Origin of the sequence: Anaeromyxobacter terrae (assembly GCF_022690685.1) — a bacterium.
Classification (GTDB): Bacteria; Myxococcota; Myxococcia; order Myxococcales; family Anaeromyxobacteraceae; genus Anaeromyxobacter; species Anaeromyxobacter terrae.
The window spans coordinates 1-13,506 of the sequence record NZ_JALCYY010000096.1; the positions used below are offsets into that span (position 1 = coordinate 1).

The 13,506-nt window shown below is 73.0% G+C and carries 14 protein-coding genes; 7 read left to right on the forward strand and 7 right to left on the reverse strand.

The features are described from left to right. Positions 1-144 precede the first annotated feature (144 nt). Positions 145-441: a DUF2795 domain-containing protein gene (locus MNY62_RS24130; protein WP_242346886.1), complete on the reverse strand. Its 297-nt coding sequence runs from the start codon at positions 439-441 to the stop codon at positions 145-147. A gap of 190 nt (positions 442-631) precedes the next feature. On the opposite strand from MNY62_RS24130, the gene MNY62_RS24135 reads away from it, so the two are divergent. The 3 genes from MNY62_RS24135 (at position 632) to MNY62_RS24145 (ending at position 3,134) form a co-directional block, all read left to right on the forward strand. Continuing rightward, positions 632-1,561, forward strand: coding sequence for a class I fructose-bisphosphate aldolase (locus MNY62_RS24135; protein WP_242346887.1), 930 nt, complete (start codon positions 632-634; stop codon positions 1,559-1,561). Between the two features lie 378 nt (positions 1,562-1,939). After that, positions 1,940-2,458 carry a DUF507 family protein gene (locus MNY62_RS24140; protein WP_242346888.1) on the forward strand — a complete coding sequence of 173 codons (519 nt, stop codon included), beginning with the start codon at positions 1,940-1,942 and terminating at the stop codon, positions 2,456-2,458. A gap of 322 nt (positions 2,459-2,780) precedes the next feature. Next, the gene (locus MNY62_RS24145; RefSeq protein WP_242346889.1) at positions 2,781-3,134 is read left to right on the forward strand and encodes a hypothetical protein; all 354 of its coding nucleotides are present in this window, start codon (positions 2,781-2,783) and stop codon (positions 3,132-3,134) included. 15 nt (positions 3,135-3,149) lie between these two features. Here the strand turns inward: MNY62_RS24145 and MNY62_RS24150 are convergent, their stop codons facing one another. From MNY62_RS24150 to MNY62_RS24160, 3 genes are all read right to left on the reverse strand, one after another. Beyond that, entirely contained in the window at positions 3,150-3,914 is a 765-nt protein-coding gene (locus MNY62_RS24150; protein ID WP_242346890.1) for a DUF3108 domain-containing protein, read from the reverse strand. A gap of 11 nt (positions 3,915-3,925) precedes the next feature. Further along, a complete protein-coding gene (locus tag MNY62_RS24155) occupies positions 3,926-5,602 on the reverse strand; it encodes a DUF4091 domain-containing protein (RefSeq protein WP_242346891.1) in 1,677 nt (558 codons plus the stop codon). A 62-nt stretch (positions 5,603-5,664) separates the two neighbouring features. Further along, the gene (locus MNY62_RS24160; RefSeq protein WP_242346892.1) at positions 5,665-6,408 is read right to left on the reverse strand and encodes a DUF3108 domain-containing protein; all 744 of its coding nucleotides are present in this window, start codon (positions 6,406-6,408) and stop codon (positions 5,665-5,667) included. Between the two features lie 339 nt (positions 6,409-6,747). On the opposite strand from MNY62_RS24160, the gene MNY62_RS24165 reads away from it, so the two are divergent. Further along, the gene (locus MNY62_RS24165; RefSeq protein WP_242346893.1) at positions 6,748-6,969 is read left to right on the forward strand and encodes a hypothetical protein; all 222 of its coding nucleotides are present in this window, start codon (positions 6,748-6,750) and stop codon (positions 6,967-6,969) included. A gap of 37 nt (positions 6,970-7,006) precedes the next feature. Here the strand turns inward: MNY62_RS24165 and MNY62_RS24170 are convergent, their stop codons facing one another. The 3 genes from MNY62_RS24170 to MNY62_RS24180 are packed head-to-tail and all read right to left on the reverse strand — an operon-like array spanning position 7,007 to position 9,828. Beyond that, entirely contained in the window at positions 7,007-7,648 is a 642-nt protein-coding gene (locus MNY62_RS24170) for a YggS family pyridoxal phosphate-dependent enzyme (protein WP_242346894.1), read from the reverse strand. 4 nt (positions 7,649-7,652) lie between these two features. After that, positions 7,653-8,252, reverse strand: coding sequence for a Maf family protein (locus tag MNY62_RS24175; RefSeq protein WP_242346895.1), 600 nt, complete (start codon positions 8,250-8,252; stop codon positions 7,653-7,655). Between the two features lie 7 nt (positions 8,253-8,259). Continuing rightward, positions 8,260-9,828, reverse strand: a complete 1,569-nt coding sequence (locus MNY62_RS24180; RefSeq protein WP_242346896.1) for a peptidylprolyl isomerase — start codon at positions 9,826-9,828, stop codon at positions 8,260-8,262. Positions 9,829-9,948: 120 nt separating this feature from the next. On the opposite strand from MNY62_RS24180, the gene mreC reads away from it, so the two are divergent. The 3 genes from mreC to mrdA form a co-directional block, all read left to right on the forward strand. Further along, a complete protein-coding gene (mreC, locus tag MNY62_RS24185) occupies positions 9,949-10,824 on the forward strand; it encodes a rod shape-determining protein MreC (protein ID WP_242346897.1) in 876 nt (291 codons plus the stop codon). After that, entirely contained in the window at positions 10,821-11,330 is a 510-nt protein-coding gene (locus MNY62_RS24190; RefSeq protein WP_242346898.1) for a hypothetical protein, read from the forward strand. The genes mreC and MNY62_RS24190 overlap by 4 nt, the downstream gene beginning before the upstream one ends. Positions 11,331-11,337: 7 nt before the next feature. Then, a partial coding sequence (gene mrdA / locus MNY62_RS24195) for a penicillin-binding protein 2 (RefSeq protein ID WP_242346899.1) occupies positions 11,338-13,506 on the forward strand: 2,169 nt, incomplete at its 3' end.

Here is a 13,506-nt window from a genome sequence, read left to right on the forward strand (position 1 = left end):
GCGGGGAACGGTCGCGAACCCGCGAAGCGGGCGCGACCGTTCACGGGCCCCGCCGAGCAGGGGGTGGGGCCCCGGCGGCGGCGGTCAGCCGGCGACGGGGCGGGGGGCGCAGCCCCCCGTCTCTACGCTCGCAGCCCCCCGTCTCTACGTCTTGGTGGGAGGCGCCCTCGTCTCGAAGGCCTCCTTGCCGAGATCGCCGCGGTGACGGACGTGGGTCGAGAACAGCCCGAACCGCGCGCCCGCCTCGCCGAACTGCCGCAGCACGTCGTTCGGACTCGTGTAGATCCGCTCGGGAAGCGATCTGAGGAAGTTGATCACCTCCGCGGGCGCGTCGGCCTCCGCCGCCGCTTGCGCGAGATCATCGCGCGAGATGGGGTACTCGACCTCGGACAGGATCGCCGCTGGGCTCCGCTCCGGCCGCTCGCCGACTCCACGCGCCATGGGACCTTCCTTTTCGGGGGTTCACTCCCAAGCTGCGCAGCCCGGCGGAGACCGGCCACCAGGCCGGCCGGGCGAGCGGAGGCTTTTCCCCTTGCCACCCCATCGCGGCGCTCTCTAGATTGCGCGTCGACTTCAAGCTCGAGCCGTCCTAGAGAACCCCGAACCCTCACGTCCTGCTGGGAGAATCGAAATGCCGGAGCGAACCACCACGCGCGTGAAAGAGATCCTGTCCTGGTACCAGAGCGACAGCCCCGGGACCCTCGCCAACCTGCACCGGCTGCTCATGACGGGCACCCTCGGCGGCACCGGCAAGCTCGTGATCCTCCCGGTGGACCAGGGCTTCGAGCACGGTCCCGCGCGCTCGTTCGCACCGAACCCGGAGGGTTACGACCCGGACTACCACTTTCAGCTCGCCATCGACGCCGGGTGCAACGCGTACGCGGCGCCGCTCGGGTTCATCGAGGCCGGCGCGCGGAAGTTCGCGGGCCAGATCCCCACGATCCTGAAGCTCAACAACTCCGACTCGCTCTCGAAGCTCGGCGGCGCGCCCATCTCGGCGGTCACCGGGTCCGTGAAGGAGGCGGTGCGGCTCGGGTGCTCCGCGATCGGCTACACGATCTACCCCGCGTCCGACGCCCGCAACTCGCAGTTCGAGCACCTCCGTGAGCTCACCGAGGAGGCCAAGGCGGCCGGCCTCGTGGTCGTGGTGTGGAGCTACCCGCGCGGCTCCGGCGTGTCGAAGGACGGCGAGACGGCGGTGGACATCGCCGCGTACGCCGCCCAGATCGCGGCGCAGCTCGGCGCGCACATCATCAAGGTGAAGCCGCCCAAGGACCTCGTCGAGCATCCCGAGGCGAAGAAGGTCTACGAGAAGTACCAGATCCCGACGAAGACCCTCGCGGACCGCGTGCGCCACGTCGTGCAGTCGGCCTTCAACGGCAAGCGCATCGTCATCTTCTCGGGCGGCGAGGCGAAGGGCACCGAGGACGTGCTGAACGAGATCTGCGGGATCAAGGAGGGCGGCGGGTTCGGCTCGATCATGGGCCGCAACGCCTTCCAGCGTCCGCGGGCCGAGGCCCTGAAGCTCCTCTCCGACGTGATGAAGATCTACCAGGGCTAGCGCCGGCGGCTCCGTCCCGGGGCTCCGGTGCGCGAGCGCGCGACACCCGGAGTGAGCGGGGCGGGAGCCGAGCGGCGGCGTCCGATCGAGAGGGCGGCGCCTCCAGGGGCGCCGCCCTCGCCGTTTCCGGGACGGCTCCTGGCGCGGCGACACCCCCCGGCCGCCAGGCCTCGTCGTGCCCCCGAGCCCGTGAGGGGACGGGCCCACGGGGGCGGGTAGCGAGGCTGCAGATCGCGTGGAACCATGCTGCAGCCGAGGCCTTTTTTTCTTGCCACCCCTGGCGGCCGGGGTTTATACGGCTTTACCTTTTGTTTCGCGGTCTTCGCAACGGCACTCGGCCCGCGGCGCGGTCCGCGGCCGTCCAGGCGAGGAACTTCCATGCGGCTTTACCCCAAGGTCATCCCGACGATCGCCCGCGAGGTCATCCAGACCCTCATGCAGGACGGCGACATCGAGGTCGAGACCCTGCGCATCGCCGACGCCGAGATGGACATGGCGGCGATCATGAAGGAGTACCTCGCCGCCGAGGAGCGCGTGAACGCCGCGACCCGCGAGGCCCTCGAGCGACGCGGCTACGATCACTCCCGGTTCAGCCAGGTGAAGCGCGAGATGGCGGACGTCCGCGGCTTCAAGATGGGCGACGAGGGGATCGAGTACGTCATCGGTCAGATGATCGAGTTCCTCCTCATCTCGCGGAACGTCGAGGAGGTCTACTCCGAGGATCACGCCCTCCGGAAGAAGGTCTTCAACCTCTTCAAGAAGCACCTCGACGTCGACGAAGAGATCGATCGCGAGGCGCGCGCCCGCCTGAAGCACCTGCAGGAAGGGACGAGCGCCTGGGATGTCGAGTATCAGAAGACTGTGGAACTGCTCCGCCGCTCCCGCGGCCTGATCTAAGCGGTACTCCTCTCCACAGCGGCGCACGATACCGGGCCTGCGACGGGCGTCCTCGCTCGTTGCGCCTGCGGCGTACGGAGGCAGTACGCCTCGGCGCGCCTCGCTGCGGGTGCCCGTCTCGGCTCCGGTCTCGTGTGCCTCTCGGGGCGCATGCTTCGCGTATGAGTCGCGAAAGCGGTGACGAGGGTTGCGCGCGCGCAGGCGTGCCGGCGGTGCCCCTTCGGCGCGAACTTCACGCAGCGATGAGCGAAGTCCACGCACCGTGACTTCCGCGCCCTCGCCGCAAAGTTGACCGGCGATATCGCCCCGCTACCATCGGGGGATGCCGCGTCCGAGCGCAGTCGCCGTCGTCGACGAGGAGCGCAGCGTCACTGCGTCGGGCGCCTCTGGCGGGCGGGCGGTGGACACCCTCCGCGCGCGGCTCGCCGGTCGGGCGGCGCGCGAGCACGTCGTGCTCGACTTCCTCGACGACGATCTCGAGCAGGCGCGCGGGGCGCTCGCGGCGATCGCGACCTACGTCGCGAGCATCGACGCGGCGCTCACGGACGAGGAGCCGTCGCAGCAGCGCATCCTCTCGCTCGCGCTCGGCGGCGGCCCGATCGACCGCATCGAGCGGCTCGGGGCCGCGCTCGCGAGCGTGCGCCGCCGGCTCGCGCAGGTCGCGGCGCGGATGTGACGCGGGCCTCGGCCCTCAGCGCTCCCGCGCTCCGCGCACCGACACGAGCTGGGCGCGCACGGGGCCGAGCTCGATCTCCGAGACCGCCGCCACGAGCAGCCGGCGCGAGTCCCGGGTGAACCACAGGTGAACCGGGCGCGGGCGTGCGTCCGGACGATCGGCGCGCCGCGCGAGCGCGTCCACCCGAAACGTCTGGAACCGGCCGGCGGGGGTCTCCACCGGCTCGCGCTCCGCCGCGACGCTCCCCTCGAGGTGCCACAGGCGGCGGCTCGCGATGGCGTCGAAGCAGAAGCGGTCGCCCGGCGCGAGGCGCGCCGCGCGCAGGTAGTAGAGGGCGGAGAGCGCGTCGAGCACCTCGCCCTCCGGATCGAAGCTCGCCTCGCTCGCCCGGTCGCCGTGGCGGTACGCGATGGTGACCCGACCGTCCGCCGGGATCCGCGCGTCGCTCGACCTGCGCACGCCGTTCTCGTCCGTGTCGTCTCGGTAGCGCTCCGGGAGGAGCGTCCTCGCGTCGATCCACGAGAGCCCCACGCCGGCGAATCTCCGGATGCTCGCCACGGCCGCGGTCGTGCGGGCGCGCCCGCGCAGCGGGACGATGCGCCCGCCCGACATGGGCCGCTCGACGGTGAGCTGGAGGGTCCCCGCCTTCACGGCGCCGAGCACGTCGAGCTCGAGGTCGAGGGTCTCGCCGGTGCGCCAGGGGCGCTCGCCGTCCGCGATCGGCGGAAGCGCGCACTGCGATCCGGCGGCGAGGACGAGGGCGAGGAGCGGCGCGAGCAAGATGGCGTCCCTCAGCGCTTCGCGCGGAGCTCGCGGCGGGCGAGCGCGTCCCCGAGCGCGGCACGCGCGGCGAGCCAGCGGTGGGGGTCCCGCTCGAACCCGCGCGCGCTCGGGACGAGCTTCGTCGCGGTCGCCTGGGCGAGCTCGCCGAGCCCGGCGGCCTCGGCGAGCCGCAGGAGCTCCAGGTCCTCGAGCGCGTCGCGGATGATCTTGAGCCGGATCGACTCGACCGGGAAGCCGTGCTCGCCGCCGAGCTCCCGCGGCAGTCCGGGGTAGAGGAGCGTGCCGTCGCCGTTCCCCGCGAACGCCCGGACGTCCTTCCACGGATCGCGATCGACCCAGGCGTGCAGCACGTCGTAGTAGAGCTCGCCCGCGAGCCCTCGCCGCCAGCCGAGCCAGGCCACCGCGCGCGCGGCGGTCCCCGGGCGGTCGATCGCGTACCCCGGCCAGCCGCGGAAGTCCCGCAGCATCGTCGCGCGGCCCGGGCCGGAGGCCGGGATCTCGTCGCACCCGTGGGACATGCAGGACGCGTAGGAGAACGAGACGTGGTCGCCGCGCCGCGCGCGATCCGGGGCGAGCGTGAGGTTCGGCGCGAACGCGTCCACGGCCCCCGCCAGCGCGGGGTCGGGCACGATCGTCGCGAACACCCGGATGCCGGCCTCGCGCGCGAGCCGCGCGCGCCGGCGCAGCTCCGGGAACTGCTCGGGCCGGGGCTCGTCGAGCGTGTAGAGCCAGAGCCGATCGCTCCAGCCGCGGGCGTCGAAGTGGCGCTTCCACGCGCGGAGCGTCGCCGCCAGGTCCGCCTCCGGCCCGTCCCAGACCTTCGCCGGGATCCGCACCTCGGCGAAGGTGCCCTTCACGCCGGGCACGAGGGTGCCGTCGAGCACCGGTCCGAGCTCGGCGTCGAAGCGGGACCAGTCGAGCGCGCAGCGGCGCGCGGTGCAGTCGCCGTCCGGCGGATCGGCGGAGAGGGTGTACGGCGAGATCCGGTGGCGCTGGAGCGCGGCCGCGAGCGCGCGCGCGAGCTCCGGGTCGTCCGGCTTCCCCAGGGCGCGCGTGCCGACGCGGGTGGGGAGCCCGAACGCCGCGGTGAACGCGCCGGTCGCCGGCAGCGTGAACGGCCACACGCGCAGCCGCAGCGGGACCGCCGCGAGCGCGCGGGCGCCGTCGCGCAGGCGCACCTCCCCCCGGTACTCGCCCGCCGGTGCGCCCCCCGGAACGCAGACCTCGACCCAGATCGCCTGCAGCCGGCGCGCCCCCACCTCGACCGGGAACGCGCGGCGCGGCTCGCCGAAGAAGGGGTCGCGCACCGGCACGAGCGGATCCGGCCACTCGCCAGGCTCCCCCTCCGGCCCGGAGCCGCGCGGCAGGGACAGCGTCGCGACGCGATAGAGGGTGACCGGGAGGGCGCCGGGGCCAGCGAGCGGCGGCGCCTCGGCGGAGAGCGCCGCGATCGGCCGCGCGCCGCGAACGGCGATCTGGGCGGACTCGCACTCGCCCCGGGCGGCGGAGAGCGCGATCTCCCGGTCCTGCGGGACGGGATCCGCGGGCCGCAGCTTCTCGAGCCCGCTCGCGACGCCGATCTCCACCGGGACGTCCGGGCGGGCCTCGGGCCGCGCGCGCGCGGAGGAGCGGGCGGGCGCGCCGCCGGTGCACGCCGCGAGGAGGAGGAGGAGGGCCGCTCGCATCCATCCGAAGTTGCGCCGCGGCTGCGGCCGACGCAACGCGTGCCTCGGCCGGGGCGTGCGGATCAGCGCGCCGCGACCTCTCCGCCCGGAGTGTAGCTCCTCAGCTCCGCGACGATGCTGCCCACCGCGAAGTCCGCCTCGGCGCGCACCAGCACGTGGCGCGCGTCGTCGGACAGCCACATCCAGGAGTCGCGCTTCGTCGAGAACTTGCCCTCGAGCGCGGTCTGGATCTTCACCTTGATCGTCGGGAAGGCGCCCGCCGGCGTCTCGACCCGCTCGCGCCCGACGACCTCCGCGATGAGCGTGAACTGGTGGGTGCCGGAGGCGACGGGTACGTCGTAGCGGCGGCCGACCTCGAGCGGCTGCAGGCGGAGCCACATGAAGGCGCTCGTGAGGTCCTGGACGTCTCGCGGGACCTCGATGGTCTGCTCCTTCTTCTTGCCCTTGCGCTGGACCGTGACGGTGGCCTTGCCGGTCGCGCGGTCGAAGCGGGCGCTGTCCTGGTGGAAGTCGCCCACCTCGTACGCCTTGAGGTCGGAGCCGCGGGTGAGCTTCGTGCGCGTGTCCCAGTAGCTGACGAGGTGCTCGCGGATGTCCACGAGGCCCGCGACGCCCTGCGTCTTCGCCTGGAAGACCACCGGCCAGATGTCTCCCTCCGGCTTCCCCACGACGATCCGTCCCTCCCCGGTGGGCAGGCTGAGGTACGTGATCCGGAAGACGGTCTCCTCGCCCGGAGAGAATCCGCGCGCGCCCGCGGGCGCGGCGAGGAGGGCGGCGACCGCGAGGATGGCGAGGCGCTTGTGCAAGGATGCTCCCGTCTCCGCGTGTGAGACCGTGCGGCGCGGGGAGGTTCAGCAAGTGAGATGCCAGCGGGCGCAGCCCGGGATTCCGTTCTACCGCCGGCGCGCCGTGGGGCCCGATGGCGACAGGGGTGTCGGTTTCCGGCACGCTCCCGCGCGGAGCGCGTGCCCACGCATCCTTACAATGGTGAGCCTGCGCTCGCTATTCCCTGGCCGCGTGGACGGTGAGTCCTACACCGTCGCCGTGGCGCTCGCTCGCACGCCCGCCCTCGCATGGCGTACGCTCGATCCACGCCGGCTGGCCCGGCCGGGGTCGTTGCGCGACACCCGCGAGGAGGGGGAACGATGCCGTTCGACGCCGGCTACGACGAGGACGAGCTCCCTGCCGAGGGAGAGGACGCGGGGAGGGCGCGCCGGTTCGGAGACTTCGACTGCCCGGACTGCTCGGCGAACAACCCGTGGGACGACGGGTTCGGCGACGGCGACGAGGTCCGCTGCTTCTACTGCGGGCAGGAGTTCCGCGCCTCGGTGACCGACACGGGGCGGCTGCGCCTCAAGGTGGTTTGACCGCCAGCGCACGCTCGCGTCGCGCTGGCTCGGGCCGTCAGGCGCCCTTCGGCGGCCGGGCTCCGAAGATGGCCGTGCCCACCCGCACGAAGGTCGCGCCCTCCTCGACCGCGACGCGCCAGTCTCCGCTCATGCCCATCGACAGCTCGGCGAGGCCGAGGCCGTCGCGGAGCGCGCGGAGCGCGCGGAAGTGCGGCCGCGGGTCGTCCTCGGGCGGGGGGATGCCCATCACCCCCACGAGCTCGATCGCGGGCAGCGCCCGGATCGCCGCCGCGAGCGCGGGCGCCTCGCCCGGCGCACACCCGGCCTTCGACGCCTCGCCGCCCGTGTTCACCTCCAGGAAGACGCGCGCGACCGCGCCCTTCTGGGCGAAGCGGCGGGAGAGCTCGCGGGCGAGCTCCTCGCGATCGACGGTGTGCACGTAGGCGACGCGGCCGGCGAGGTACTTCACCTTGTTCGTCTGCAGGCCGCCGATGAAGTGCCAGCGGAGCCCGGGGAGGTCCTGGAGCGCGTCGGCCTTCTCGCGCCACTCCTGCGCGTAGTTCTCGCCGAAGTCGCGCTGCCCCGCGGCGTACGCCTCGCGGATCGCGGCCGCCGGCTGCGTCTTCGACACCGCGACCAGGGTCACGCGCGCGGGGAGCTCCGCGCGCAGCTGGGCGAGGTTCTCGGCGATCCCCACGGCCTCAGCCCCCAGCGCCCGAGGGAGCGTCCCAGGGGAGGGGATGGCCGGCGCGGCGGAGCAGCTCGGCGGTCTCGGCGAGCGGGAGCCCGACCACGTTCGAGACGCTGCCCTGCACGGCCAGCACGAACGCCCCGCCGGCGCCCTGGATGGCGTAGGCGCCGGCCTTGTCGAGCGGCTCGCCCGTCCCGACGTACCAGGCGATGGAGGCGGGGTCGAGCGGAGCGAAGCGCACGGTGGTCGAGACCACCGCCTCGAGCTCCAGCGCGTCGGCGCCCATGAGCCGGCGGATGCAGACGCCGGTGAGCACCTCGTGCGCGCTGCCCGAGAGGGCGGCGAGCATGCGGCGCGCGTCCTCCGCGTCGCGTGGCTTGCCGAGCACCTCCCCGCCGAGCACGACCGCCGTGTCCGCGGCGAGCACGAGCTCGCCGGGCACGGCGCGCGCCTTCTCGCGCGCGACGCGCGCGACGTACTCGCGCGCCGGCTCGCCGGGGCGCACCGACTCGTCCGTGTTCGCCGGCAGCACCTCGTGCGGCACGCCCAGCTGGGCGAGCAGCTCGCGGCGGCGCGGGCTCTGGGATGCGAGGACGAGCCGGAGCGCCATGGAGGGCCTACCGGGCGGCGGCGGCGCTCCCCAGGAGCTCCAGGTTGCGCTCGATCCTGGCGTCCTTGCGGAGCGTCTCGAGCCAGGTGGAGACGATCTGCGCCTCCTTCTGGTTGCGGAGCCGCGCCGAGACCTGCTCGCGCGCGCCGTCGAACGCCTTCTCGTCGGCGGTCTCGCGGGCGGTCACGACCGCGACGACCGGGCCGGACGGGAGCTCGAACACCCTCGGGAGGACCTCGCCCGCCCGCGCGGCGCGGGCGGCCCCGATGATCTCGGAGGCCGGGCCGAGCTTCGGGACGAAGGGGCTCGAGGCGGTGAAGGTGCCGGTCTCCTCGGCGACGATCGGCTGTCCGCCGGCGGTGACGGGCTTCGCCTTCGCCTTCTTCGCGGCCTCCTCGCCCGGGAACTGGGCGGCGAGCGAGCTGCCACCGCGCGCGGCGGCGAGCGCGGTCTGGGCGCGATCGGCGGCGAGCTTGCGGGCGCGATCCTGCGCGAGGAGCTCGCGGGCGATCTCCAGGCGGGCGTCGGCGAGCGAGGTCTTCTTCGCCGGCACGACCTCCTCGGCCTGCACGAGGTGCCAGCCCGAAGCGCTGCGGACCGGCTCGGAGACCCGTCCCTGCTCGAGCGCCAGCGCGGCCTTCGCGAACGCCTCGTCGAAGAGCCCCTCGGTCACGAACCCGAGCTCGCCGCCGCGGGCCTTCGTCGCCTCGTCGTCCGAGAGCGCGGCCACGACCTTCGCGAAGTCCTCGCCCTTCTTCACGCGGGCGGCGGCCTCCTCGATCTTCTTCCTGGCGGCGGCGTCGTCCGCGCCGGGGCCCACCCGCGCGAGGACGTGGCGCACGCGGACCTTCTTCTGCTGGTCGAAGCGGGCCGGGTTGTCCTTGTAGAACTGCTCGATCCGGGCGCCCTCCTTGTCGGCGAAGGCCTTCACCTCCGCGTCGGAGGGCTTCGCCTCCGCCTGGAACGCGGCGAGCGGGAACCGGACGAAGGTGAGCGCGAGCTTGTCCGCGTCGGCCCGCCACGCCTCCTTGACCTCGGCGTCCGGGACCTTCACGGTCTCGCCGACGGCGGCGAGCATCTTGCCGTAGAGGAGCTGGTCGCGGTACCACGCCTCGAACTTCGCGGGCGACCCGAAGTTCTGGCGCGCTGCGGCCTCGTAGGTCTCGAAGTGGAACGCGCCGTTCTGCTGGAAGGCGGGGATCGCGTGAACGCCGGTCGAGAGCTCCGCGTCGGACACGACGATGCCGCGGCGCTTCGCCTCCTGGATCACGAGCTCCCGGTCCACGAGCTGGCTCAGCGCCTGCTCGGCGACGCCGAGCTGTGCCGCGAGCTCACGGGTGAACCCGCCGCCCATCTGCGACTGATAGAGGTTGTAGAGCTGGCCGTACTGCCGCTCCCACTCCACCGCGGGGATCGTCTTCCCGTTGACCCTCGCCGCGTAGGATGCCCCCGCACCCCGGCACCCGCCCTTGCTGAGGCTGCCGGGACCGAAGCTGATCACGAAGACGACGATGATCGCCCCGAGGAAGATCCAGGTGATGATGCCGCCCTTGTTTGCTCGCAGCCCTTCCAGCATGAACCGGTGCTCCGCGTTGTTGTAGGTCGGCAGCCCCGCGTGGGAGGGGGCGCCGGAAGGTTGAACACCCTAGTCGAAGGGGGCTAAAATGCAAGGGTTTCTGCCCCCGCCGGAGTGTCCGTGTTCGCACTGTTGAGGCGGTACCGCGAGCTCATCCTCGTCGCGGTGCTGCTCGTCGTACCGCTGGGTGTCTACTTCGCTCATGCGAGGAAGCCGAGCGAGCGCTCGAAGCTCGATCGCGCCATCCTGTGGCTCACGACGCCCGTCGAGCGGAGCGTGGGCTGGGCCGTGTCCGGGGGCCTGCGCTCCTGGAACGGGTACCTCGCGCTGCGCCACGCGCGCGAGACCGCGACCGAGCTGTTACGCGAGGTGAACCTGCTCAAGATGGAGCGGCAGCAGCTCCTCTCGGAGCGCGCGGAGGTGGAGCGGCTGCGCAAGCTGCTCGGGTTCGCGCAGGAGTCGCCGGCGCGGAAGTACGTCGGCGCACGGATCGTGGGCGTGCGGCTCGCGCCCGCCGGGCTCCAGCTCCTCACGATCGATCGCGGCACGGAGGACGGCGTCGAGCGGATGATGCCGGTCGTCGTCGCCGAGGGCGTGGTGGGGCGCGTCCACGGCGTGTCCGCGCACACCGCGGACGTGCTGATCCTCACCGATCGGAACAGCTCCATCGCGACGGTGGTCGAGCGCACCCGCGCCCGCGCGAACGTGCGCGGCATGGGCAAGCCCGACGCCTGCAAGCTCGACTACGCGCTGCGGGTCGAGGACATGATCGAGGGCGATGCGCTCGTCACCTCCGGCACCGACGGCGTGTTCCCCCGCGGCCTGCCGGTCGGGAAGGTCACGAAGCTCGAGCGCTTCCAGCACGGCCTCTTCCAGGAGGCGCGCGTCGTCCCGTCGGTCGACGTGACGCGCCTCGAGGAGGTCCTCGTGGTCACGGCCTGGGAGCGGACCGCGGAGATCCTCCCGGCCGCCTACGCACCCGGACACGAACAGTGAAGCCTCTCGCTCACGTCCTGTTCGCGCTGGTGCTCGCCGCGCTCCAGTCCGCCATCCTGCGCTGGGTGGGGGGCGGCGCCTTCTCCGTGGCCCTGCTCGCCGCCTGCATCGTCTACCTCGGCCTCCACGGCGGGAACGTGGACGGCTCGGTGGGGGCGGCGGGGATCGGGTACGTGCTCGACCTCGTCACCGGCTCGCCGAAGGGGCTCATGACGTTCCTCGCGGTGCTCCTCTTCGTCCTGGCGCGCGCGGTGAACGCGGCGGTGGACGTGCGCAGCCGGGGCGGGTTCGCGCTGCTCTCCGGGGGCGGCGCCCTCGTGATCTCCCTGGGCGCGCTCGTGCTCACGCGGCTGACGTCCGCCCCGGAGTCGGCGCCCGGGATCGGCCTGGTGCCGCGCATGCTCCTCGAGGCGATCCTGACGGCGGCCGCGGCGCCGCTGCTCTACCCGGGACTCCGGCGCGTCGACCGGCTGTTCCACCGCGAGGAGCACGGGCTCCTCCGCTGACACCGCGATGTCGATCATCCCTCCCAGCGCGCCCGGTGCGGCGCAGAAGGACTTCCGGCCGCGGCTCGCATGGGCGACCGGGCTCGCGGTCCTCACGTTCCTCACGCTCGTGGGGCGCCTCTACCACCTGCAGGTGCTGCAGGGGGACGAGTACAAGGAGAAGGCCGAGGAGAACTTCGTGAAGGAGATCCGCCAGCCGGCGGATCGCGGCCACTTCCTCGACCGCCATGGGCGCATCCTCGTCGACTCGCGCCCCTCGTACGACGTCACGCTCACGCCGTACTTCTGCGGCAAGCAGTGCGACGAGGTCCTCGCGCGGCTCGCGGCGATGCTCTCGATGACGCCCGAGGAGGTGGAGCGCTCCCGCGGGCTCCTCGGCGGCGCGCGCAAGCTCGAGCGCTTCCGGCCGTTCACGGTGAAGGTCGACATCGCCCGCGAGGAGCTCGACCGGTTCCTCGCGCACCAGATGGATCTCCCGGGCGTGGACGTGCAGCCGATCCCGCACCGGAACTACCGGTACGCCGGGCTCGGCGGGCACCTCATCGGCTACATGAACGAGGCCGGCCCCGACGAGCTGAAGCGGCTCAACGAGGAGGTGCAGCGCTCGGAGACGGGCCAGGCCCCCTACCTGCTCGGCGACTACACCGGCCGCCGCGGCCTCGAGCGGAAGTTCGAGCGCGAGCTGCGCGGCATCGACGGGAAGGAGCGCGTCCCGGTCGACGCGAAGGGACGCCGCAAGGAGGACGCGGAGGGGCTCATCCCCGAGGACCAGCGCGTCGTGCCGAGCGTGCCCGGGCACAACCTCGTGCTCTCGATCGACTGGCGGCTGCAGGAGTTCGCGGAGCAGCAGTTCCCCGCGACCGCGGGCGTGGTCCTCGCGATGGACGCGAAGACCGGGTTCTTGCTCGCGCTCGTCGACCGGCCCGCGCCGGACCCGAACAAGATGTCCGGCCGGATCACCTCGGCGGAGCTCGCGGCCATCCACTCGGATCCGCTCCAGCCCGAGCTCTTCCGCGCCATCCAGCAGCACTACCACCCCGGCTCGACGTTCAAGGCGCTCACCTCGATCGCCGCGCTCGAGGAGGGGCTCTACCGTCCGAACACGACGATCAACTGCCCCGGCTACTTCAAGATGGGCTCGCACCGCTGGCGCTGCGACAAGGAGACCGGCCACGGGGCCGTCGACTTCGAGCACGCGCTGGGCGCGAGCTGCGACGTCTTCTTCTACGAGGCCGGCGCCCGGCTCGGGGCGGACGCGATCGCGAAGTGGGCGCACGAGTTCGGGCTCGGCGTGCCGACGGACTTCGGGGTCCAGGGCGAGGTGCCGGGCCTCGTCCCCGACGTCGCGTGGCACGAGCGGCACATCCGCGGCGGCTACCAGAAGGGCATGCCGGTGAACCTCGCCATCGGCCAGGGCGACGTGAACGTCACGCCGATCCAGCAGGTCGTCTTCTACGGCGCGCTCGCGACGGGCATCGTGTGGAAGCCCCAGGTCGTACTCCGCGTCGAGGACGCCGACGGGAAGGTGCTGCAGGAGTTCGCGCCGCAGGAGCGCAGCCGCCCCGACATCAAGAAGTCCACGCGCGACACGGTGATGAAGGGGCTCCTCGCCGCCGTAAACCAGCCGTTCGGCACCGCGTACTGGCAGCGCCCGAAGGACTACACGGTGGCGGGCAAGACCGGCACCGCGCAGGTGGTGAAGATGGGCAAGCGCATGCGCGCCGAGCAGGTGCCGTACTTCGAGCGCGACCACGCGTGGTTCGCGGCGTTCGCGCCGGCGGAGGACCCGGAGATCGTGGTGGTGGTGCTGAACGAGCACTCGGGCTTCGGCTCGACGAACGCCGCGCCGACCGCGATGGCGGTCGTGAAGAAGTGGATGGAGCTCAAGGCGCAGGACGCCGCCGAGCGATCGGGGGTGGCCCTGGCGCAGCCGGCGGACGCGGCGGGCGCTCCCGCCGGAACGCCCGCGAGCCCGGCGGCAGCCGGCCCCGGCGCGAAGCCGGCCGCGGCGCAGATCGTCGCGGCGCCGCTCGCGTCCCCGGGCGCGGCGAAGGTCACGCCCGCGGCCACGCAGGTCGCTCCCGGCGAGGCGAAGAGCTCCGCGGCGCGGCCGCCCGCGACCGAGGCGAAGGCGAGCCCCGCCGCGAAGCCGCCGGCGCCCGCGCCGGCTCCCTCC

Excerpts from the sequence above, each read along its gene's own strand:
- MNY62_RS24155 (WP_242346891.1), bottom strand. The coding sequence starts at position 5,602 with ATGCGAGCGGCCCTCCTCCTCCTCCTCGCGGCGTGCACCGGCGGCGCG.
- MNY62_RS24175 (WP_242346895.1), bottom strand. The coding sequence starts at position 8,252 with ATGGCGCTCCGGCTCGTCCTCGCATCCCAGAGCCCGCGCCGCCGCGAG.
- MNY62_RS24140 (WP_242346888.1), top strand. The coding sequence starts at position 1,940 with ATGCGGCTTTACCCCAAGGTCATCCCGACGATCGCCCGCGAGGTCATC.
- MNY62_RS24130 (WP_242346886.1), bottom strand. The coding sequence starts at position 441 with ATGGCGCGTGGAGTCGGCGAGCGGCCGGAGCGGAGCCCAGCGGCGATC.
- MNY62_RS24135 (WP_242346887.1), top strand. The coding sequence starts at position 632 with ATGCCGGAGCGAACCACCACGCGCGTGAAAGAGATCCTGTCCTGGTAC.
- MNY62_RS24165 (WP_242346893.1), top strand. The coding sequence starts at position 6,748 with ATGCCGTTCGACGCCGGCTACGACGAGGACGAGCTCCCTGCCGAGGGA.
- MNY62_RS24145 (WP_242346889.1), top strand. The coding sequence starts at position 2,781 with ATGCCGCGTCCGAGCGCAGTCGCCGTCGTCGACGAGGAGCGCAGCGTC.
- MNY62_RS24180 (WP_242346896.1), bottom strand. The coding sequence starts at position 9,828 with ATGCTGGAAGGGCTGCGAGCAAACAAGGGCGGCATCATCACCTGGATC.